This is a genomic window from Bifidobacterium colobi, assembly GCF_018555455.1.
GTDB classification, from domain to species: Bacteria; Actinomycetota; Actinomycetes; order Actinomycetales; family Bifidobacteriaceae; genus Bifidobacterium; species Bifidobacterium colobi.
The window spans coordinates 496260-518823 of the sequence record NZ_JAFEJU010000001.1 but is presented as its reverse complement, the minus strand read 5'-3'; the positions used below and the strand labels follow the sequence as shown (position 1 = coordinate 518823).

The 22564-nt window shown below is 58.3% G+C and carries 15 protein-coding genes; 9 read left to right on the top strand and 6 right to left on the bottom strand.

Features of this window, described 5'->3' with window-relative positions; genetic code table 11:
- Window positions 1-50: 50 nt before the first annotated feature.
- Entirely contained in the window at window positions 51-1652 is a 1602-nt protein-coding gene (locus tag JS530_RS02145) for an MFS transporter (protein ID WP_214375553.1), read from the top strand.
- 345 nt (window positions 1653-1997) lie between these two features.
- Complete coding sequence (locus tag JS530_RS02140) at window positions 1998-3557, top strand: MFS transporter (RefSeq protein WP_214375552.1); 1560 nt, start codon at window positions 1998-2000, stop codon at window positions 3555-3557.
- A 4-nt stretch (window positions 3558-3561) separates the two neighbouring features.
- Here the strand turns inward: JS530_RS02140 and JS530_RS02135 are convergent, their stop codons facing one another.
- Window positions 3562-3765, bottom strand: coding sequence for a hypothetical protein (locus JS530_RS02135; protein ID WP_214375551.1), 204 nt, complete (start codon window positions 3763-3765; stop codon window positions 3562-3564).
- Between the two features lie 130 nt (window positions 3766-3895).
- Here JS530_RS02135 and JS530_RS02130 point away from each other — a divergent pair, with 130 nt between their 5' ends.
- Entirely contained in the window at window positions 3896-4888 is a 993-nt protein-coding gene (locus JS530_RS02130) for a LacI family DNA-binding transcriptional regulator (protein WP_214375550.1), read from the top strand.
- Between the two features lie 247 nt (window positions 4889-5135).
- Here JS530_RS02130 and JS530_RS02125 read toward each other — a convergent pair whose 3' ends face one another.
- The gene (locus tag JS530_RS02125) at window positions 5136-7889 is read right to left on the bottom strand and encodes a phosphoenolpyruvate carboxylase (protein WP_214375549.1); all 2754 of its coding nucleotides are present in this window, start codon (window positions 7887-7889) and stop codon (window positions 5136-5138) included.
- 339 nt (window positions 7890-8228) lie between these two features.
- Here JS530_RS02125 and JS530_RS02120 point away from each other — a divergent pair, with 339 nt between their 5' ends.
- Both JS530_RS02120 and JS530_RS02115 read left to right on the top strand, forming a co-directional pair.
- Window positions 8229-10103 carry a threonine/serine exporter family protein gene (locus JS530_RS02120; RefSeq protein WP_214375548.1) on the top strand — a complete coding sequence of 625 codons (1875 nt, stop codon included), beginning with the start codon at window positions 8229-8231 and terminating at the stop codon, window positions 10101-10103.
- A gap of 272 nt (window positions 10104-10375) precedes the next feature.
- Complete coding sequence (locus JS530_RS02115) at window positions 10376-12016, top strand: sodium/proline symporter (RefSeq protein WP_214375547.1); 1641 nt, start codon at window positions 10376-10378, stop codon at window positions 12014-12016.
- 477 nt (window positions 12017-12493) lie between these two features.
- Here JS530_RS02115 and JS530_RS02110 read toward each other — a convergent pair whose 3' ends face one another.
- Window positions 12494-14053 carry an amidohydrolase gene (locus JS530_RS02110; RefSeq protein ID WP_214375641.1) on the bottom strand — a complete coding sequence of 520 codons (1560 nt, stop codon included), beginning with the start codon at window positions 14051-14053 and terminating at the stop codon, window positions 12494-12496.
- Window positions 14054-14275: 222 nt separating this feature from the next.
- On the opposite strand from JS530_RS02110, the gene JS530_RS02105 reads away from it, so the two are divergent.
- A complete protein-coding gene (locus JS530_RS02105) occupies window positions 14276-15262 on the top strand; it encodes a hypothetical protein (protein ID WP_214375546.1) in 987 nt (328 codons plus the stop codon).
- Between the two features lie 523 nt (window positions 15263-15785).
- Here the strand turns inward: JS530_RS02105 and trpS are convergent.
- Complete coding sequence (gene trpS / locus JS530_RS02100) at window positions 15786-16877, bottom strand: tryptophan--tRNA ligase (protein WP_214375545.1); 1092 nt, start codon at window positions 16875-16877, stop codon at window positions 15786-15788.
- Between the two features lie 133 nt (window positions 16878-17010).
- Between trpS and JS530_RS02095 the strand changes: the two genes are divergently transcribed.
- Window positions 17011-17379, top strand: coding sequence for a DUF3073 domain-containing protein (locus JS530_RS02095; RefSeq protein WP_214375544.1), 369 nt, complete (start codon window positions 17011-17013; stop codon window positions 17377-17379).
- A 108-nt stretch (window positions 17380-17487) separates the two neighbouring features.
- Here the strand turns inward: JS530_RS02095 and JS530_RS02090 are convergent, their stop codons facing one another.
- Window positions 17488-17934, bottom strand: a complete 447-nt coding sequence (locus tag JS530_RS02090; RefSeq protein WP_214375640.1) for a sterol carrier family protein — start codon at window positions 17932-17934, stop codon at window positions 17488-17490.
- Between the two features lie 311 nt (window positions 17935-18245).
- On the opposite strand from JS530_RS02090, the gene JS530_RS02085 reads away from it, so the two are divergent.
- Complete coding sequence (locus JS530_RS02085) at window positions 18246-20690, top strand: glycogen/starch/alpha-glucan phosphorylase (RefSeq protein WP_214375543.1); 2445 nt, start codon at window positions 18246-18248, stop codon at window positions 20688-20690.
- Between the two features lie 371 nt (window positions 20691-21061).
- On the opposite strand, the gene JS530_RS02080 is transcribed toward JS530_RS02085, so the two are convergent.
- The gene (locus JS530_RS02080) at window positions 21062-21277 is read right to left on the bottom strand and encodes a hypothetical protein (protein WP_214375542.1); all 216 of its coding nucleotides are present in this window, start codon (window positions 21275-21277) and stop codon (window positions 21062-21064) included.
- Window positions 21278-21436: 159 nt separating this feature from the next.
- Between JS530_RS02080 and JS530_RS02075 the strand changes: the two genes are divergently transcribed.
- The gene (locus tag JS530_RS02075) at window positions 21437-22165 is read left to right on the top strand and encodes a rhomboid family intramembrane serine protease (protein WP_214375639.1); all 729 of its coding nucleotides are present in this window, start codon (window positions 21437-21439) and stop codon (window positions 22163-22165) included.
- Window positions 22166-22564: the final 399 nt, after the last annotated feature.

The following is a 22564-nucleotide window of genomic DNA, read 5'->3' as shown; positions in this document are numbered from 1 at the left end:
TGCATCAGGGACACGATGCCGTGCCCGATGCCGCAGAAAGGAGAGCGACGATGTCGCGCGCGAGCAACGGCAGGAATCGTATTCATCGCGCCACTATGGCGTCTGAGGCGGTGGATGCCGCCTTGTCTTGGAAAGCCAAGCTCGGCTACGCCACGTTCTCGCTGTCATATGTCATGCAGACGATGATCGTGACGTGGCAGATGTTCTACTTCACCACGTTCCTGAATGTATCGATGGCCGTCACGGCGGTACTCATCGCCACCGGCAAGATTGTGGCCTCGGTGATCGGCCCGGTATGGGGCTACATTTCCGACCGCATGTACCACAATGCGCTCGGCCGCCGCTTTGGCCGACGACGCTCGATCCTGATCTTCGCCATCCCCGCGAACTTCGTGTTCTACCTGCTGTTGTGGATTCCGAATCTGCCGATCGCCGTCTACTTCTTCGCCAACCTGCTGTATTGGGCGTTCTTCGCCGGCATCACCACCGTGCAGTATGGATTGCCCAGCGAAATGACCGAGAATCCAAGCCAGCGCGCGCAGTTGGTCGGTGTCAACCAAATTGCCGGCGCCATCGGCGGTACCTTCCTGTCGGTGCTCAACGTGTACCTGTTCACCATCTGGGGCAAGGACAACTGGGAGTCGTACTTCAACATGGCACTGCTGTACGGCATCCTCGGCACCGCGGTGCTGATGCTCGGTTTCCTATCGATTCAGGAGCGTCCGTTCAGCGAATCCACCAACGTATCCGCTGCGGATGGAGCTTCCGGCGATGGCAGCGCGGCGCATATCAGTGTCGGCAAACGGTTGGTTTCGGTGGTGTGGAACTTCCTCTCGGTGCTGAAAGTCAAGGAATTCCGCAATTATCTCGGCTTATACCTTTCCGAGGAGATGTTCCGCACGGTGCGCGGCACGCTCAACACATACTTTGTGATTTTCGTGCTGCTGCTTGATCCACAGACCGTTTCGCTTGCCACCGGAGTCAATCTGCTGTTCGGCATCGCCTGCGTGGGCTTCTTCATCTGGATCACCGCGAAGATCGGCGGCCCGCGCGCCTACCGTTTGGGCGGCATCGAAGTGATTTTCGTATTCCTGGCGATGTTCGCACTGGCGATGACCGCCAGCCATATTCCGACCGGTACGCGTGCCGTGCTGTACATAGGCCTCGGTCTGTTTATGAACTTCGGCATCACCGGTGTGGTGAACGCCACCCAGTACACGTATACGTTCATCCCCGATGTGGATGAGATCATCACGTCAAAACGCCGAGAAGGGCAGTATGCCGCCATTAACTCGACCATTGACGACATCTTCTCCTCCGCGGAGACGATAGTGATCGGCCTGGTGCTGGAGGCAACCGGATTCGTGGAGGGCGCGCAATCGCAGCCGCCGCAGACGGTGTTCGCGCTGGCGTGCCTGTTCTCATTTGTGCCGATTGTGATCTGCCTGGTGGGGATCGCGTTCACGTACCGACTGAAGCTCAACCGGGAGAATCATGAGCTGTTGCTCGATGAGATCGATCGTCTGCGCTCCGGCGGCTCTATGGCCGAGGTGACGCCGGAAACGCGCACGCTGGTCGAAAGCCTGACCGGCATGCCCTATGAGCAATGCTGGGGTCACAACAACGTGATTAACGTGACGCATAAAGGCTGACTGCGCTTTTCTGGACTCCTGTAATCGCGTAGCTCTCGAAGGCTCCCCTCGTTGAGGGGAGCCTTTTTGCATGTCGTGTAAGCCGTAGCCACAGGGCGGCGGCACTGCCTCGGTGAGCTGCGACACGCCAAAATCGCAAAAATAATCTCAACGATGAGATTTGTGATAAGGTTTGTTTTGCAAACATCAAGCAACGAAATCGAGCTTCAGAATCTCAACGATAAGGTTCTGAAGTAGATGAGCCGGGGATGGACGGCGAAGTCCCCCACCCGGAAAGCAGCTCCGTAGTAATGGCCCTGCGCCGTGCCTCATCGCGTCGATTTCTTGGAGAATAGGAGAAATCCAATGTCCAACTCGGCATCGCCTGCAGTGGGCCGCAAGCTGTCGTGGGTGACGAAGCTCACCTACGCCCTGCTGCCGCTGTCGTTCACTATGACCACGATGGTCATGACCTGGCAGATGATCTACTACACCCAGCCGCTTGCCATCTCCATCGGCATTGTCACCACAATGCTCGCCGTCGGCAAGGCTGTTGGTGGCTTCATCACCCCGATCTGGGGCTACATTTCCGACCGTATGTACTCCACGTCCTTCGGTCGTAAGGTCGGCCGCCGTAAGGGCACGCTGCTCATCGCCGCACCGCTGAACCTCATCTTCTACGTGCTGCTGTGGGTGCCGAACATGCCGGTGTGGTTCTACCTGCTCATCAACATCATCTACTACGGCGTATACCCGGGCATCAACACGGTGGTCTACTCCCTGCCTTCCGAAATGACCGATGATTCCAAGGATCGTGCTCAGCTCGTGGCCGTCCAGCAGATCGGTGGCGGCGTCGGCGGTTTCGCCCTGTCCATGTTCAACGCCTACCTGTTCAAGATCTGGGGTGCCGACAGCTGGGAGCCATACTTCAAGATCGCTATGATCTACGCCGTGCTCGGCACCGTGCTGCTGGTGATTGGCGCTCTGTGCATCAAGGAACGTCCGTACGACGAGACCACCGATATCTCCTCCGCCGATAAGGGTGAAGCCGAGAAGGTTGGCTTCTTCGGCCGTCTGGTCTCCGTGTTCTGGAACTTCCTGTCCGTGCTGCGCATCAAGACCTTCCGCAACTACCTGGGCATCTTCCTCTCCCAGATGACCTTCCGTACCGTTCGTGGCCAGATCAACGCCTACTTCATCATGTTCGTGCTGCTGCTCACCCCGGCTGAGGTCTCCCTGTCCACCGGTTTCAGCTTCCTGTTCGGCATGGTCTGCGTGGTTATCTGGGCCACCCTGATCACCAAGCTCGGTGGTATGCGTGCCTACCGTCTCGGCTCCTGGTTCACCATCATCCTGTTCGTCGGCATTTTCATCCTGGGTCTGACCCACGGATCCATGCCGAAGGCCACCGTCACCCTGGTCTTCACCATCCTGATTACCCTGTTCACCCTCGGTAACTCCGGTATCGTGAACGCGCAGACCTACGTGCAGTCCTTCGTGCCGGATGTGGATGAGCTCGTCACCGGCAAGCGTCGTGAAGGCCAGTACGCCGGCATCCAGTCCACGCTCGAAGTCATCGTCAACACCGTGGTCACCATCCTGGTGGGCGTTATCCTGCAGGCCGTCGGCTTCCAGTCCGGCGCCGACGTCAAGACCCAGTCCCCGCTCGTGGTCAACGTGCTGCTCTACATGTACTGCGGTACCGTGGTCGTGCTTGCCCTCGTCGGCATCCTGCTGACCTACCGCATGCACCTGAACGAGAAGACGCACGACATCCTCGTGGGCGAGTCCGCCCGCCTGCGCAACGGTGGTTCGATGGACGACGTTACCGAAGAGACCCGCAAGGTCGTTGAGGATCTCGCCGGTATGCCGTACGAGAAGTGCTGGGGCCACAACAACGTGATCAACGTCTCCAACAAGGCCTGATCGCTCACGCTTCGAGCGAAGCCGGTGTCCATAAGGTACGCCAATCCTGCCGGCTTCGCTCGTCACGTTCTTCAGCAATGCTTTCCAATAGTCCATCGGAACCCATCCGAAATTGCTGAACACCTGCGCCGCAGGGATGGTTTACTGCAAACCAACCTCCCTTCTCCACCCTGCGGCGCAACTCAATCCTTGTATTATTTCCTTCCATCGCGTGTGCCTCCTCCGCAGTGAGGAGGCACACGCATTCTTCCAACCTATCGGGGTTATAGGATACGCTGAAATCATCTCAACGATAAGGTTGAGCTGAGATTCATGCATCATCAGGGAGATGATTAGTCATGGTTACGTTGAAAGACGTTGGTGAATTGGCGGGCGTTACCGCCACCACCGCTTCTGCCGCTTTGCGCGGTAAGGATTACGTCAAACCGGAGACCATGCAGCGCGTCAAAGACGCGGCCCGCAGACTCGGCTACAAAACCAATCTTTCCGGCCGTTCCCTGCGTTCCGGCCGCAGCGATACCATCACTTTCCTCACCTCCGGCATTGAAGGCGACTACTTCTCGAACCTCGCCATGTGCGTGGCCGAAGAAGTGCACGAGCGCGGCTCCCATATGCTTATCGAGCTTTCCCGTTATCTCACCGACGACAACGACCTCTCGTACAGCTTCTCGGACGGCATCATTGCCATCAACGCGCCCCGTGCCGTCGATATTCTGCGCCATCATCCCGCCGTGCTGCTGGAAAACTACGACACCAACCTGCAAATCGACACCGTGAACGCCCCAAGCGACACCGGTTCTCGCGTGGCAGTACGCCATCTGATTGAGCGGGGTTGCAAACGCATTGGCATCGTTGGCGATAACCGTGATCCCAGCAGAGCCATCATTCCCGGTTCGCGCGATATCCGCATGCATGCCGCCGTCGACGAAATCACTAAGTCGGGACTGAAATTCGACGCAAAAAAAGACTTCATCAAGTGCGCATGGTCGATTGACGGCGGCATCGAAGCCGGTCATGCGTTGGCTAAAAGCAGAACCAAATACGATGGCCTGTACTGCTTGAATGACGGCATCGCCATCGGCGTGCTACGTGGCCTTGCTGATGGCGGCGTACGTGTGCCGGATGATGTGCTCGTTATTGGCTTCGACGGTCTTGCCCAAGGCGCCTACACCGTACCGACACTGACCACAGTGGCCACGGATTTCAAAGGCATGGCCAACACGGCGCTGACCATGCTCATGCGCCGCATTGAACACCCTGATGAGGAGTTCTTCCCGCAGACCGTGAGCGTGGGCTACAAGCTCATCGAGCGCGAATCCACCGCGAGGTAACGTCACGCGGCGGACTCGCGCACGTTCTCTCCGTACCCTCTCCGCATCTCTCACCACCCCGGATTCCGGGGAAAACGTCGTGGAACGCCCCGTGAAACGTACCTTTTGTGACGAAATCCGGGGAAAGTAGCGCAAATAGGTCTGGAATGTGACGGAATCCGGGGAATCCGTCGCAAGCGAGGCGGTAAAAAACGAGGAAGCCCCGCTCGATTGAGCGAGGCTTCCTTCTATAGTTTGCGCTTGTAGATCAGCCTGTGTTCTGCAGGCCTGCGGCGACGCCGGAGACGGTGCAGAGGATGAGATAGATGAATCCGGCCTGTTGGCTTTGGCTGAGTTCTTCCTTATCCACCTTCTTACGCAGCGAACGCAGGGCCAGCACCTGAGTGACGGACAGTGCATCCACGTAAGGAGAGCGAATACGGATGGCCTGGCCGAGCACATGACGGTGCTGCAGCGGCCACTTGTCGCCGACGATATCGAGCACCCACTTGCGGGTGAGCTCCATCTCGCCCAGCACCTTCTCGTTGAGATCCTCGCGGTCGCCCAGAGCGAGGTACATCTTGGCGATGCGCTCGTCCGTCTTGGCAAGGGACATCTCGATGTTGTCGATGAAGGTGGAGAACAGCGGCCATTCCTCGTAGGCTTCGCGCAGCGTCTTCAGATCGCCGAACTTCTCGCATGCGGTACCGAGGCCGTACCAAGCGGCCAGGTTGATGCGAGCCTGAGCCCAGGAGAAGATCCACGGAATCGTACGCAAATCATCCAGGGACTTGGCGCCGAGACCACGCTTAGCCGGGCGGGAGCCGATCGGCAGCAGGCCAATCTCAGTCAGCGGCGTCACGGTGGAGAACCACTGAGCGAAATCAGGCGTGTGCAGCAAATCGAGGAAGCGCTCGTGAGCGGCATCATCGAGTGCGTGCGCCATATCGGCGTACTTCTCGGTCATGTCGGTGTTGCGCTTCTCCACACTCGGAGCGGACTGCAGCAGGGTTGCCGCGGCCACGGACTCCACGTGACGGATGGCGAGCACCGGGTTGCCATAGCGAGCGAAGATAACCTCGCCCTGCTCGGTGAGCTTGAAGCGGCACTTCACGGAACCAACCGGCTGAGCCAGCACTGCACGGTTAGCCGGGCCGCCGCCACGACCAACGGCACCGCCGCGGCCATGGAACAGGGTCAGGTCAATATCGTGCGATTCAGCCCACTTGGCGATGCGCTCCTGAGCGGAGTGCAGAGCAAGCGTTGCGGAAGTCGGGCCGGCATCCTTCGAGGAATCGGAGTAGCCGAGCATGACCTCGAGCTTGTTGCCGGTGGCCTTGAGACGAGCCTGCACCTCGGGGATCTTGATCATTTCCTCGAGCACATCCACCGAGTTCTGCAGATCCTCAAGCTGCTCGAACAGCGGGATCACGTCGATGGTGGGCACGTCCTCCGGGTGAGCGAAGGCCAGACGGTTGAGCTCGTAGACATCCTTGATGTTCTGCGCGCTCTTGGTGAAGGAGATGATGTAGCGGCGTGCGGCCTTGGTGCCGTTGCGCTTCTGGATGGAACCCAAAGCGCGGAAGGTGTCGAGCACCTCATGGGTCATTGGCTGCAGCTCGCCGCGTTCGCCGTGCAGACCATGCTCGCGGATATCCGCAAGGGCGCGGGAATGCACCACGGAATGCTGACGGAACTCCATCTCCACCATGTGGAAGCCGAAGGTTTCGGCCTGCCAGATCAGATCCTGCAGCGGGCCGTAGGCGGAACGCTTGGCGCCCGCATCAGCCAGGGACTGCTGCACGGTCTTCAGATCGGCGATGTAGTCCTCGCACTTGTGGTACATCAGATCGGCGTCGCGCTCGATGGTGTAGTGCAGACGATCGGCAATCACCAGCATGACTGCGCGGTGCAGTTCCTTGGTGGAAATCAGGGCGGCCTTATCGGTCAGGCGTTCGCTCATTTCCTTCTGGTGACTCCACAGGATGCGCAGCGCAGAGCTCGGCGGTGTGGTCTCGGCCTCCATCGTGAGGTTGCGGCCCACAGTGCGGGTGGCTTCCTCGAGGGCGGCGAGCACATGATCGGAGAACTTGCGGGCCACCTGACGGCTGACCTTGGCGGTCACGTTCGGGTTGCCATCGCGATCGGAACCGATCCAGCTGCCGGGGTGGAAGAACGCCGGGCATACCGGCGGCACCAAGCCGGCCTTATCGCCAAGGACCCAGTCGTCGAAGCGGCGGTACACCTTGGGGATGGTGTGGAACAGGGTGTTGTCGAAGATGTCGAGAATAGTGTCGGCTTCCTCAACAGGAGTCGGCTTCTTCAGCGCGATCGGAGAAGTGCGGAACAGGGCGTCGATCTCGTTGTACAGACGACGGCAGTTCTCCTTCTTGTCCGATCCGCCAAGAATCTTGTGCTCTTCGAGCAGTTCGGAAATGCGGCGAATCTTACCTTCCACTGCCTTACGGCGAGCCTCAGTGGGGTGGGCGGTGAAGACCGGGTGGAACTCGAGCTTGTCGAGCAGCTCCTTGGCCTTGGCCGGACCCATCTCATTGATGAGCTGATGGTAGGCGGAAGTCATTTCGTTGACCGGGTCATAGGCCTGATCGTCAGTGACTTCGTTTTCGCGCTGACGCAGCACGGAGACGCGGTAGTTCTCCTCGGAGAGGTTAGCCAGATGGAAGTAGGTGGCGAACGCGCGGGCCAGCAGCTGGGCGTCGTGCAGGTTCATCTTGTCGATGACCTCGACGGCGGCCTTCAGTCCATCATGGCCGGGGTTCGGATCCTCAACGCCACCGAAGTGCTCAGCGCTGGCCTCGACCGCGTAGTTACGCACGGTATCGAAAGTGGCGAGCAGCTCGGGGTTGTATTCGCCCAGTACGTCACGCAGAATCCGCAGACACAGATCCATGTCGTACTTGAGGTTTTGGGGAAGATCATGCTCCTCCGGGCCCTTTCGGCCGGTCCCGGTGGTGACGATGGCAGCGTCAGCCGGAGTGATCTGTTCTTCGGATGTTGCCATATAACCTCCTTTGCCGAATATTAGGTTGCTCGGTCTATTGGTCGTCCGCGGCTCCTCCGCGGTTGTTGAGGCCAATCGTTGCGAGCCCACAGCCCATATTCAACGTGGTTGTTGTGTGGGCAATAGTGTATCGCTGGGTAATCGCCATTTAGGTTACGAAGTCCATTTTCGGCCTGCGCAATAGCCGCATGTCGACTGGTTCATGTCCATAACGTGGACATGGTGATAAGGGTCGGGGTATGCGGGGAAGACGGCGCGCTACCTTGATTGCTCGGGAAAGCCGTCAATCGACGTTAATCAGGCGTATGCCATACGAAATACGAACCGATCGGGAATCACATGGAACAGCAGACGAACCATACCGAATCACATCAGGAGCATCACAAGCCCAATGAACATGGGGCCATTGCCGTTCAGCATTTCCATACCCACTCCATTCCGCTGGACATGGAAGACATCGAGCGCGATTGGGACAAGCCCATCGCCGAGGCAGGCATTGCCGCCAAAGCCAGTGTGATCGTACGCGTCGGTCTGCTGGATTTGAGCGCAGGCACCGGTTCGTTCCGCGTACGCGAAATGATGCACCGCATCGCCTACCCATTGGGCGTGCACGTGCGCGCCGACGTGAACCTGACCGACATCGAAGCAGCCTGCACCGACGGCAAGGATCGCATCACCGAAGTCATCGACCTGCCGACCACCGGCGTGAACACCGAGCGCATCTGGCTGCTCGAGCATTATGCCGACTGGTTCAGCGTGAACCTTGGCGAAGAATCGATGTACCATGTGCAGCCTGAAGTCTCCCAAGGGCTGATGCAGCATCTCGATGCGAAGGATGCCTCGCAGGTCTCCGCTGACCTCTCCAAGCAGCTACGCAAAGAAGAGAAGTCTGAACACGACGATGCCAAGCCCGGCCAAGACGCCGTACTTGACGCGCTTGAAGACGCCAGCCGCCACACCGATCCCGGCGACCCGCGCGCACATCAGCTGCACGTGCACGAAAAGGACTGGTCGCAATCGGCAATGACCCAATCCTTGGCCGCCCGCGCTGCGGACGAGCAGGCTCGTGAAGCGGCGCGTGCCGCTGAACAGAGCCAAGCGCCGCAGTCGCCAACCAAAGAATCAGCGGCACAGCGCAAGCGCAAGTTCGCCAACCGAAAGCCGCCCAAGGAATATGCCGAACATTTCGACTACGTGGACACCGAGGGCAAGCCGAAGAACGCGCCCGGCATCACCGTGCGACAGGCACATGAGCGACTCGACATGATCGAGCATCGCAAGCCGCTGTACTCACCGGCTTTTGCCGGTTTGGCATCTGCCATCGCATGCGCATCCTTCGTGTTCCTGCTGGGCGGCGGCCCCTACGACATGATTGGCGCGTTTGTGGGCGCCGGCCTGGGCCATTGGCTGCGTCGCCGGCTGTTCGCGCATCATCTGAACCAGTTCTTCGTCACCTTCGTATGCGTGGCCGTGGCTGCGCTGGCCTGCACTGGCACCCTGCGTTTGATTGGCCTGTTCGATTCGATCGCCTTGCAGCACGATACGGCGTATATCGGCGCCATGCTGTTCGTTATCCCCGGCTTCCCGCTGATTACCAGCGGCCTCGATATGGCGAAAATCGACTTCCCCTCGGGCATCCAGCGATTGGCGTACTTCCTGTGCATCGTGCTCATGGCAACACTCGCCGGCTGGATGGTGGCTTCGATCGTGCACCTCAACCCGACCGGATTCGAACCGCTTGGTCTCAATGTGTGGGTGAACGGTGCATTGCGCTTCGTGTTTGCTTTCCTCGGGGTTTGGGGCTTCTCCATCATGTTCAATTCGCCGCAGCGCATGTGCCTCGTCGCCGCTACCATCGGTGCCATCACCGATACGCTGCGACTGGAGATCGTCGACCATGGCGTGCCAGCCGAGGCGGGCGCGTTCATCGGCGCTTTGCTGGCCGGTCTGCTCGCCACGGCTTGGCGCTCGTCTGTGCGCAAGGGCTGGTTGGCACCGCACTTCGGCTATCCGCGCATCTGCCTGACCGTGCCGTCCATCGTGATCATGGTGCCGGGCTTGTACATGTATCAGGCCATGTTCCACTTGGGCTCGTTCGATACGCTGACCGCATTGGACTGGGCGTTCAAGGCGTTCATGGTCATCATCTGCCTTCCAATCGGTTTGGCGATGGCCCGTGTGATCACCGATAAGTCCTGGCGCTACGACATTTAAGACATTTCAGCACCCTCCAAATCTCGCAGAATCACATACAGCGCCACACTCTGAGACACAATCGTCTCATTGGTGGCGCTTTGTCCGTGTGTTCAGGGAAGGTCAGCCTCAGAGAAAGATTTATTGCAAAGGCTCTCCGACACAGTCATACCGGCATTTGCTTGGTGACTTGTTTCCCGATAATCCCTTGAGCCGGCTGGTGCCGACGGCTTTCCCGGCCAAGGAATCCAACGAAAAGGGCAGAGCCATTTCCCTGATGTAAGGCGGTTAGTGTGGCAAGCGATTTCTGGATTCTCCTGGCCATGGTCATCTATTTTGCGGCCATGCTGTCCATCGGATTCGTGTATTCCAAGCGATCCAACTCATCCTCCAAGGAATACTTCGCCGGCGGCCGCGGTGTTGGACCCTGGCTGACCGCGCTATCCGCCGAAGCCTCGGACATGTCCGGTTGGCTGCTCATGGGCTTGCCGGGCCTCGCCTACTTCACTGGTGCCGCCGATCCGCTGTGGACCGCGTTGGGCCTTGCCATCGGCACGTATCTCAACTGGAAGATCGTGGCGCGCCGCCTGCGCCGCTACTCGGTGGTGGCCGGCGACGCCATCACCATCCCGGACTTCTTCGCCAAGCGATTCCACGACACCAAAGGCGTGATCTCCACCATCGCCGCGATCATCATCCTCGTGTTCTTCAGCGTGTATGTGGGCAGTTGCTTTGTGACCGTGGGCAAGCTGTTCGCTACGTTGTTCGGCTTTGACTACCACCTGATGATGATTCTCGGCGCGCTTGTGGTGTTCGTCTACACCGTGGTGGGCGGATACCTTTCCGTGGTGATGACCGACTTCATCCAGGGGCTTTTGATGTTCTTCGCGCTCGCCGTGGTGTTCATCGGCACCGTGGCGAATGCCGGCGGCATCGAAAACACCGTGGCATTCCTGCAGTCCATTCCCGGCTACCTTTCCGGCACCCATGTGGCGTCTCCCAAGCTTGACCCGGAGAGTGGTCGCCAGCTGGTTGAGGCTGGTCGTGCAGTGTTCGGAGAGCCGCGCGAATACGGCATCATCACCATCGTCTCCATGCTGGCATGGGGCCTTGGCTACTTTGGCATGCCGCAAGTGCTGGTGCGATTCCTCTCGATTCGCAGCGTTGAGGAAGTGCGCAAATCCCGTATTATTGCCACCCTGTGGTGCGTGCTCTCACTGGCCAGCGCCGTGTGCATCGGTTTGGTGGGACGCGCCATGATGCCGACGCATCTGCTCACTTCCACGGATGCCGAAACAATCTTCATCGTGCTGGCGCAGACCTTGCTGCCGAGCTTCATGTGCGGTGTGGTGGTGTCCGGTATTTTCGCCGCTTCGATGAGTTCCAGCTCCTCCTACATGATCATCGGCGCATCCGCGATGGGCGAGAACATCTTCCGCGGTCTGTTCCACAAAAAGGCTTCCGACCGTCAGGTGATGATCGTGGCGCGCTTGACACTGGTGCTCATGTTCATCTTCGGTGTGCTGGTGGCCTACGATCAGAACTCCTCGATCTTCCAAGTGGTTTCCTACGCGTGGGCCGGTCTGGGTGCATCCTTCGGCCCGCTCATGCTGTGCTCGCTGTATTGGCGCAGGGCCAATAAGGCCGGCGCAGTGGCGGGCATGCTTTCCGGCACGGCTGCGGTGCTGCTCTGGCATAACGTGATGAAGCCGTTGGGCGGTATCTTCGCCATTTACGAGCTGTTGCCCGCGTTCCTGATTTCGCTGCTGTGCATCGTGGTGGTGTCGCTGCTCACGGAGAAGCCCAATGAGCGAATGCTCTACGAATTCGACCACTACATGGATGACCCGCTGCCCGGCACACTGCCTTCTGGCTCTGTGCTGGTCGACGAGCCGATGGAAGCCATGGAGGCTGAGGTTCGCGGCGAAAAGTAGGCGCATGGGGCGGTAAAGCTGGCAGGTCATTGAGGCATTATCGGCAGAGCTGCGTTCGCTATTAGCCCCAATTGAACTCAATCGAGATGCTCCGGTTCCTCAAGATATCGATTTAGATCTGGACATACGCGAGGTTTGCGGGGTGCGCTGCTCTTCGGTATTTTTCATGGGCTCATGGGTATGGGCTCATGGGCATGGCTCCGGCGTATGCGACTAACTCGTTTACAAGGGGTTGATTTTGGCTTCGGCGGAGGTCTAACTGCGTTACAAGGGGTTCCTCGCTAAGTATCAAGGCCTTGAAAATGGCAGAATGACGGTGCCATGAGTGTCTGCATACGACGTATGCAGACACTCAACAACCCCTTGTAGAGCAGATAGATGTTCCGGAAGACGAAAATCAACCCCTTGTAAGCGAGATAGTCTTTCTTCAGACCTGGAGTCGGCTTAAATGACGCATGCGGGCAATCCCCATATGCGTTAATAGACGCGTTTTCCAGCCACGAAAGTCATCGCCACATGCTGCGGCATGGCACGCATGGTTTCCGGGGTGGTTGCTGCATACGGATCAGCATCGAGCAACACCATATCTGCCGGATCTCCTGCTTCAAGACGGTCTCGTCCAACGTCCGTTGATGCAGCCAGTGCCGTTGTGACCGGAAGGCACTGCTCAGGCTGGAATGGATCACGGTCCGAACTTTCCGTGCCGAATACGGCAGCGGAAATGGCAAGCCACGGGTCAAGTGGCGCAACAGGCGCATCGGAACCCATGCGGAGCTTCGCGCCGGCATCGTACAGCGCACGGAACGGGTACGGGATACCGGCTGGGTTGGCCCAGAACCGTGTGATGACGTCACGGTCATCCATTGCATGCTGCGGTTGGATACTGGCCGTGAGCCCAAGTTCGGCGAATCGTGGAATATCAACCGGCTTGAGCATTTGCGCGTGTTCGATGGAACCGTGTGCATGGGTTGCCGCCGCCGCATTGAGCACAATGGTGTTCGCTTCATCACCGATGGCATGGCAAGCAATATCGAAGTCATGTTCGGTGGCGAGCCGCATGTAATCCTCGATTTGGTGCGGCGTGTAGCTCAACGTGCCGTAGGTCGGTGGTTCAATGCCGGAGTATGAGGTGGAGCAGTAGGCGGAACGGGTGTTCAGGGAGCCGTCGGAAATAAGTTTCATCGCGCCTACACGACCTAGGCCATTGCTGCCGGGTAGCGGTTTGCCGGTGTGCCAGCCGGCAGCAATGGCATCCTGCATTCGCTCGGGGTATACGCCGGCGTCGACGCGCAGTGTGTTGATGCCGGCTGCGAAGCGACCAATCCACGTATCGATGTTCTCGGCCATCTCATAATCGCGAATGCCTACGATGCCTTTGGAGGCTGCGTCTCGCTCCGCTTCGCGCAACAGCCGGTCGGTTTCTTCGGCGGCGCCGGGCGCCTTGTCGAATTGGGTATAGGCGTCGAACCATTCGAGCTCGCCAACAAGTCCGGTGTGTTCGTCCACATGTACATCGAGGCGTCGGGCGGCCGCGGAATTCACCCAACCGCAGTGCATATCCGCGCTGGAGAGCGCCACCGGCTGCTCGCCGGTCACTGCATCGATGGCGGCAAGCGTGGGCTGTTCATCATCGGACCATAGCGAGTGGCGGAAGCGCATGCCCACCACGAATGCATTGGGGTCAAGCGTGCCCGCAGCGCGACGTTCATCGAGATGCGTCCGCAGCATGGCCATCGCTTCAGAGGCTGAACGCGCGCCAATCAGATCCAAGCGCCCCAGCGTTTTGGCCCACTGCGTGAAATGCGTATGGCAGTCCCACAAGCCGGGAATAATCCAAAGTCCATCTGCGTCAATCGTGGTTTCATCTGCATTCGCATTTAGCCCGCTTGCGCTGATTCGGGCATCAGCGTCCGCAGTACCCTCATTAGCCGGACGCACGCCGACAACAACACCATCCCGCACGGCAATATTCACGCGGTCTTCCGTCCCAGGAACACCGGCATTGACGATATGAAGCAAGCTACCCATAATCGTCATCATGCCACTGAACTGGAGTCAGTGTGCGCTCATGCTCATGCAATCATCACGTGTATTGATGTGTACAGAGCGGCATTTCGGGGGATTCAAGACCCGCAGACCTAGTTATCCACCTAGTTATCCACATTTATCCACCGAAAAAAGAGGGCGGTAGACAAACACGGGCGTATGCCTCTACACTCATACCCACAGTGCCGAACACATCACGAAGGGGTGGTTGTTATGGGTGATTCATTTACATTGACCGAATTGACCACGGTGAAATACCAGCGCATGGACGTTTGCGCGGCAATCCACAAGCGAACGGCATGGAGAGCTCCATACGCTTTGACCACAGCGCTCGAACTGTTGTCTGTCGAAATGCCAAGAATCGCAAGCAATCATCAGCGTATTATGCAATCAACTGTCGTAGCGGTACCCCATCCCAATGCCAAACGACGCGTAAAGGGAATCACCGCAGTTGTATGGCCATTTTCAATAGATACAGTCACTGTTGACGGCCAATTCACCTGTACATCGCCGGCTTGCACATGGGCAATGCTGTCCGGCTACTTGGATCTGGAAGAACTCATAGTGTTAGTGGATTCCATGATGCGCCGCGATAGACGGCTGCGACGAACTACTACCGATGATCTCGCGATGTATTTGGATAGCGTGTACCAACAAGTACAGGAGGCCAAAAACGAGGGGACGAACACCCGACTATTTCGCGGATACAACAATTGCCGCCGTGCTTTGCTCGTTGCGCGCAGCGGAACAGACTCCTCGATGGAAACGCGCACACGGCTTGTGCCCGTACGCTATGGCCTTGATATGCCGCAGGTCAATTACCTCATATTTCTTGGCGGCAGCGGTAAGCCCGTCTATCTGGACCTTGCGTATCCGGAGTATAAAATCTGCATCGAATACGAAGGCTCGCATCATGCGAGGCAATGGCTGGGAGATACGAAACGCCGTCAAGATATAGAAGACGCCAAATGGAAATACATTCAGGTCACCAAATTGGATATCGGCCATGAAGATCGTGAAGAGGCTCTTGCGAGGCGAATCGCGGAGAAAATACAAGAGGTGACCGGAAAACGTGTGCAGCTCACGCCGCGTAAAACAATACGTCAAATCTGTGATGCGAGAACTATAAAGCGGGCTCCACTGTATAAGCGACTGTGTTTCGCGCCACTCCTTCCTGCAAGCGGCGTCGATGGCCAATAAGCGCCTTGCTGTGGGCTGCAGCAAGATGAAATAGCGCAGTAGAGGCCGATTAGATTCTGTTCCAACAGACTTCGCGCCAAGCAATCACCGTCAACAATGGATTTTGGCTGCTTTCTCGCTTACAAGGGGTTGATTTTGGCTTCTCGGAACATCTATCTGCTCTACAAGGGGTTGGTGAGTGTCTGCATACGTCGTATGCAGACACTCATGGCACCGTCATTCCGCCGTTTTTGCGGTTTACATACTTGGCGAGGAACCCCTTGTAACGCAGATCGACCTCCGGTACGGCTCAAATCAACCCCTTGTAGCGCAGATAGGGCAGAGGGTGTCGGCAAAGAGCGTGTACAACTTTATTGTGCATTGGATGGACGCGGGGGTGTGCGGGTCTATCCGTATCCTGCGCTCACGTTGGCACGGAACAGATACGAGGCAGACAGAGGCAGACATGAAAAAGGGTTCGAGACCCTTCCTAAGCGGAATCAGTCTCGAACCCTTAACGGTGGCGGAAAATGAACCAAAAGGATCAGTACTTCATGCCCATGGCCTCGCGCACCTGATCGAGGGTTTCCTCGGCGATGGCGTTGGCGCGCTTGTTGCCGTCGTGCAGAATGTCGCGGATGGAATCCATGTCCTTGGCGAGCTCGGCGCGGCGCTCGCGATGCGGTGCCAGGAACTCGTTGACGGACTTGATCACGTACTGCTTCAGTGCGCCGGCGCCGGCATCGCCGATCTCTTCGGCGATTTCCTTCGGGTCGCGGCCGGTCACGAGGCCTGCGGTGGTCAGCAGGGCGGAGACCTGCGGGCGCGCGATCGGATCGAAGGTGATGCGGCGCTCGGAATCGGTGGGGCTCTTCTTGATGAGCTTGGCGGTTTCCTCGGCGGTGGCGCCCAGCATGATGGAGTTGCCGTAGGACTTGCTCATCTTGCGGCCATCGAGACCCGGAATCTCGGGTGCGTCAGACAGGATGGCTGCCGGCTCCGGGAACACCGGGTTCTTCTTGGCGTAACGCTCGTTGAAACGGCGGGCGATGGTGCGGGTGATCTCCACATGCGGCAGGTTGTCCTTGCCGATCGGCACCACGTTGGCCTTGCAGAAGAGGATGTCGCATGCCTGATGCACCGGGTAGGTGAGCAGCAGGCCGGTCAGTGCATGACCGGAGGCTTCCATCTCGGACTTCACGGTCGGGTTGCGGTGCAGCTCGGCTTCGGTGACCAGGGAGAGGAACGGCAGCAGCAGCTGGTTCTCGGCGGGCACGGCGGAGTGGGTGAACATCATGGTCTTGTTCGGGTCGATGCCGGCAGCCATGTAGTCGAGCACGAGGTTGAGCACGTTGTCCTGGATGTGCTCGGTGGTGTCACGGTCGGTGATCACCTGATAGTCGGCGATGATGATGTTCGTGTTCACGCCACGCTCCTGCATGGCGACACGCTCGCGGATGGAGCCGAAGTAGTGGCCCAGGTGCAGGCGGCCGGTCGGACGGTCGCCGGTCAGCATGGTGAAGGACGAGGGGTTGGCCTCAAGCTTGGCAAGTGTCTCGTCGGAACGCTTCTTCGCTGCGAGGAAGCTTGCGCTCATCTCGTTGCCTGCCGCTGTCAGTTGTTGCTCGTCGGTCATGCGGATTCCTTTGAAATAGCCTTAAAATAAACGCTTTTATGGTAAAAGTGTGAGCCGACAACGAACATGCACATATGAGGTGGTACTCTCGTAAGTTGATGAATCGAACAGCACAGTAATTTCAGGGGGTCAGATGGGCCGCGGACGTCAGAAAGCAAAACAGCAGAAAATTGCCCGTAAGCTGAAGTATCTGACCACCGACACGGATTACGATGAGCTGGCCAAGGAACTCAGCGAGCAAGAGCCGGGAACCGGTTCGGTTGACCCGTTTGCCGACGTTGAAGATCAGTATGTGGACACTGATGCGAAATCTGCTGATTCCGCATCGGCTTCCGTCGAGGACGATGATCTCGACGAATACGCCAAGTGGGCTGCCGAAGCTGCGGCCAAGGCAACCAGTGGCGAATTCCCGAAGACTACGGCCAAGCCGGCAGTCCCGCATAAGCCGATTCCGATGCCGAAGCCTCGCCCGATTCCGAGCGCCCTCAAGCCCAAGCAGTGATCGGTGGCAAGACCATACTTCAAGGCACCTGCGTCTAGCGGGTGCCTTTTCTTTGTGCTGGACTGAGTCTGATTGCTGGGTACGGCTGTGCTTGAGCGCTCTCGCGCGCTATGGCTGACGCGTCAGCGGCAGCAAATCGCTTAAGTCGTCGCGTTCGCCGACCGCGCTGATGTGGCCGGCTTCCTTCTCCTGCGCCCAAGTGGTGATGCCGCATGCGAGCCGCAGCCAGACATCCGGATCCAGTTCGATGACGTCCGGTGGCGTCAGATTATGCGGATCCGATTCCGGCCCATCCAGAATCTTGATTGCTCCCCACGGTGCCACGCGCACTTCCACGCCGGGGCCGGGTGCTCGCCGCTCCAACAGCATCAGGGAGTAGCGCACCGCCATGGCCCACACGCTGCGCGGCAATGTTGGATTGATGCCGATGGCGGCATCGGGTGCCGTGGGCGGTAATGATGCCAATGATTCACGCGCCGCCGCACGCCACTGTTCGAAGGCGAGACGGCCGCGCCCCAGATCTTTCTCAAGAAGGACTGCCATGCACTCCATCATGGCACGCCGGGTTGCCTGCACAATGTGCCGTCCATGTGCCGTCCATGTGCCATGCCGGCTGCGATCTTCAACGCTTCCGGCGCGTATGGCGAGGCGCATGGCAGACGCGTAACTTGTGTATGACCACGCCATGAAAACGATGACATATGTGCTGATGTGCGTATGAGGGGGGCTTGTGATAGCCTCGTTATGAGAACGTATGCACGCCTTGATGTCGAAGACGTTACAGAGAGTTCATGCTTACGTTGGTGCCGCGATACCCAACGCGCGGCATAATAATCTCGGGCACTTATCCCGGAAGGAAAGTCAGAATGACCGAAATTACCGCACCAAAATCTCCCGTCACCGCGGACCAGTTCGCTGACGAGATTCGTGAACAACTCAAGTACACCCAGAACGTCACCGCCGAGCAGGCAACCGCCGCCGACGTGTACGTTGCCGCTTCCAAGGCCGTGCGCAACCACCTCGCCGACTCTTGGTTCAAGACTCAGGCCGATACCGTCAACGGCAACACCAAGGCCGTGGGCTACTTCTCCGCAGAATTCCTGATGGGCAAGCAGCTGGAGAACGCCCTGCTGAACGCCGGCCTGACCGAGCAGTTCGACAAGGCCGTTGAGGCTCTGGGCTTCCAGCCGAAAGACATCATCGACGCCGAATACGAGCCGGGCCTCGGCAACGGTGGCCTCGGCCGTCTCGCCGCCTGCTTCATCGACTCCCTCGCCTCTCTGGGCGTGCCGGCTTTCGGCTACGGCATCCAGTACAAGTACGGCATCTTCAAGCAGACCTTCGATGAGAACGGCAAGCAGGTCGAAACCCCTGATTACTGGCTGAACAACGAAGAGCCGTGGGGCCACATCGACTACAACCGCGACCAGAAGGTCTCCTTCGGCGGCGAAGTCGTTGAGGAGAACGGCAAGAAGGTCTGGAAGCCGGCTTGGTCCGTGCGCGCAGTCCCGGTCGACTACCTGGTGCCGGGCTACAAGTCCCAGCGTGTGAACACCCTGCGTCTGTGGACCGCCAAGAGCTACGACGAGTTCGATCTGCTCGCCTTCAACCGCTCCGAATACATGGACGCGGTCAAGCCGCAGGTCAAGGCCGAGAACATCTCCAAGATTCTCTACCCGGAAGACTCCACCAAGGTCGGTAAGGAACTGCGTCTTGAGCAGCAGTACTTCTTCGTCTCCGCTTCCCTGCACGACGCCATCCGCGTCTTCTACCCGGGCCAGGACAAGCCGGATCTGACCACCTTCCCGGACAAGATCACCTTCCAGCTCAACGACACCCACCCGGTGATCGGCATCCCGGAGCTCATGCGCATCCTCATCGATGAGTACGACTACGACTGGGATACCGCCTGGAATATCACCGTCAAGACCTTCAACTACACCTGCCACACCCTGCTGCCGGAAGCCCTCGAGGTTTGGCCGGCCAGCCTCATCGGCGAACTGCTGCCGCGTCATCTCGAAATCATCGAGAAGATCAACGAGCAGTTCGAAGACGAGCTCAAGGGCAAGGGCATCGCCGACGAGACCATCGAGCGCATGCGCATCTACACCGGTGACTCCGTCCGCATGGCCTACCTCGCCACCTACGGCGGTTCCCACGTCAACGGTGTGGCCGAGCTGCACTCCCAGCTCCTGAAGGACGTCACCTTGAAGGACTTCTCCGACGCCTACCCGACCAAGTTCACGAACGTGACCAACGGTGTGACTCCTCGCCGCTTCGTCAAGCTCGCCAACCCGGCGCTCTCCGACCTCATCACCGAAGGCCTCGGCACCGACAAGTGGATCTCCGACCTTGAAATGCTCAAGGGTCTGGCTCCGCTGGCCAAGGACGACGAGTTCGTCAAGAAGTTCGCTGCCGTCAAGGCCGCCAACAAGCACGCATTCGTCGGCTTCGCCAAGGATCACTACGGTCTCGACATCGACGAGAACACCCTGTTCAACACGATGGTCAAGCGTCTGCACGAGTACAAGCGCCAGAGCCTGAAGATCCTGGCTGTGATCTCCAAGTACGCCGCCATCAAGAACGGCACCGTGTCCGCCGACGAGATCCTGCCGCGCACCGTGTTCTTCGGCGCCAAGGCAGCTCCGGGCTACTACCTGGCCAAGATGACCATCGAGCTGATCAACAACGTGTCCAAGGTCGTCAACAACGATCCGGACGTCAAGGGCAAGCTCGCCGTCCACATGCTCCCGAACTACAACATCGAGATGGCCCAGAACCTGATTCCGGCCACCGAGCTCGACGAGCAGATCTCTCAGGCTGGTAAGGAAGCCTCCGGTACCGGCAACATGAAGTTCGCTCTGAACGGCGCTCTGACCGTCGGCACCCTCGATGGCGCCAACGTCGAGATTCGTGAGCGCGTCGGTGCCGAGAACTTCTTCCTCTTCGGCATGACCGTGGAGGAAGTCGACAAGCTCTACGCCGACGGCTACGATCCGGCCAAGTACTACGAGGCTGATCCTCGCCTGAAGCAGGCCATCGACCTCGTTGCCAACGGCACCTTCTCCAACGGTGATCGCAACGCCTACGCTCCGCTGGTCTCCGATTGGCTGACCAAGGATTGGTTCATGACCTTGGCTGACTTCTCCGCTTACGCCGACATTCAGGCTGAGATTGAGAAGCTCTACCGCGATCCGCTCGAGTGGAACCGCAAGGCCCTGCTCAACGTGGCCAACTCCGGCTACTTCAGCTCCGATCGCTCCATTGAGGATTATTTGGAACGTATCTGGCACACTGGTCCGCTCGCCTGACGGCTCGGAACCAGTACGCCAGATACGTGCTGGTTCCTACCTCGCGACTGTCGTCGCTCGGCGTCGCCTACAAACAGTCCACCGGACTGTTTGCTTGACGGCTCCGCACATCTGGGAGACCGGTCCGCTGGCCTGATAATGGAGCGTCCTCGTCGTTGCAGAAGGCTCGACGTACCTTTGTACGCCTTCGCCTTCTGCGCCTAGAGGCCGCACGCATTATCCGCCCAGCGAGCTCGCTCTGCTCGCCCTTGATGGAATTAAGGCGCAGCTGCAGCTCGTTGACTGACGGAACGTAAACCCCAAAAACATACGAAAAGTCCCCTGCAATCATGAGTTGCAGGGGACTTTTCGTATTGTTGGAAAACCTGAAATCAGGCTTCAGCGGCTTCGGACTCCTCTTCTTCGCCCTTATCTTCAGCCTTGTTCAGACCCAGCTCCACCGGAGAGGAGCTGTTCTCCCACGGCTCCTCCCACGGATCGTAATCCGGGTTCTGCTGCTTGTAGATGTACAGGCCGATGAGTGCAGCCAATGCAGCGCCGAACAGCAGTGCGAAGAACTTCCAACCGTTAGAAGAACGATTCTCCATGACGGCTCCTTTCCTTGAGGGATCGTCGGCCGGCATGCCCATTCACGACCGACCCTGCACCCTATTCTAAGCCGTTGAATGTGTCGATTGGGTGGATTGAACGACTCGGGCGATTTGCCAGAGGCTTTCACCACGGCCGAATCCGTTACAGTGGTTGGCATGCATGTACCATCCAAACAAGAGGTCGCACGTCAATGGGAACGCGGCGGTCCGGTTATTACCTGGGCACTGATCGCCCTGTGCACGGTGATATGGCTGATTGAGATTCTGATTGGTTTCATCTCGCCGATGCTGCAATCGCTACTGATCTACCAAGGTATGCTGTCTCCAATGACGCTCGTGGCTCGACCGTGGACGGCAATCACTTCGATGTTTCTCCATGCGCCGGATACGATCATGCACATTCTGTTCAACATGATTTCCCTGTATTCCGTAGGCGTAGTGCTGGAGCGATTGATGGGGCACTGGCGTTTTCTCGGGCTCTACGTGATTTCCGGCCTCGGCGGCGCGTTGGGGTTGATGATGTGGGCTGTGGCGGCTCCCGCCTCGCAAGGGTGGCGTATGGCCGCATATGGTGCGTCGGGAGCGATCTTCGGCCTGTTCGCCGCGATCTTGGTGGTGTATCGCCGTATTGGAGCGAATATCCGCTCGATGATGGTGTGGATGGTGATTAACTTCGCCCTGCCGTTCGTCGTGGGCGGTGTGGCCTGGCAAGCCCATGTGGGCGGCTTTATTGTGGGCGGTGTGCTGACATGGCTGCTCACCAGTGGATTGCCCATGTGGCGGCATAAAAGCCTTGCATGGCGCATGCAGGTCTATGGATGGTCGGTCACCATGCTTGTGGTGGCGGCGATCCTCTTGTGCAACCTCGCCAACCCGACTATGTAGCCGTATCGATACGCCTCAGCGGCTTCTTTTTTCGAAAGAAGCCCTGACCTCGTGAAAATACGCCACTGAGTCACCCTCAGTGGCGTATTTTCACGAGGTATAGGGAAATCTCGAAAATAACAGCCACTCAGACAAGGTCAGTGGCGCATTTTTTCGAAGAGTGCTGTGTTCTCGAAAAATGAGCCGCTGCGAATCGTCCGCAGCGGTTATCCACATGCCGGTAAAGGGCACTTACGAGATATGGGGATGATTTAACCGCGTTAACGCTAGATATAGGGGTGCTCGCAAGTCGTCCACAAGCGCTCGTGGATAGTTGTGCACAGTTGTGGAAAAGACGGTGGATAACTCGATATCAATGTGGATAACTCGAAAGTCGGTGGTGACAGCTGTGTATAAGTC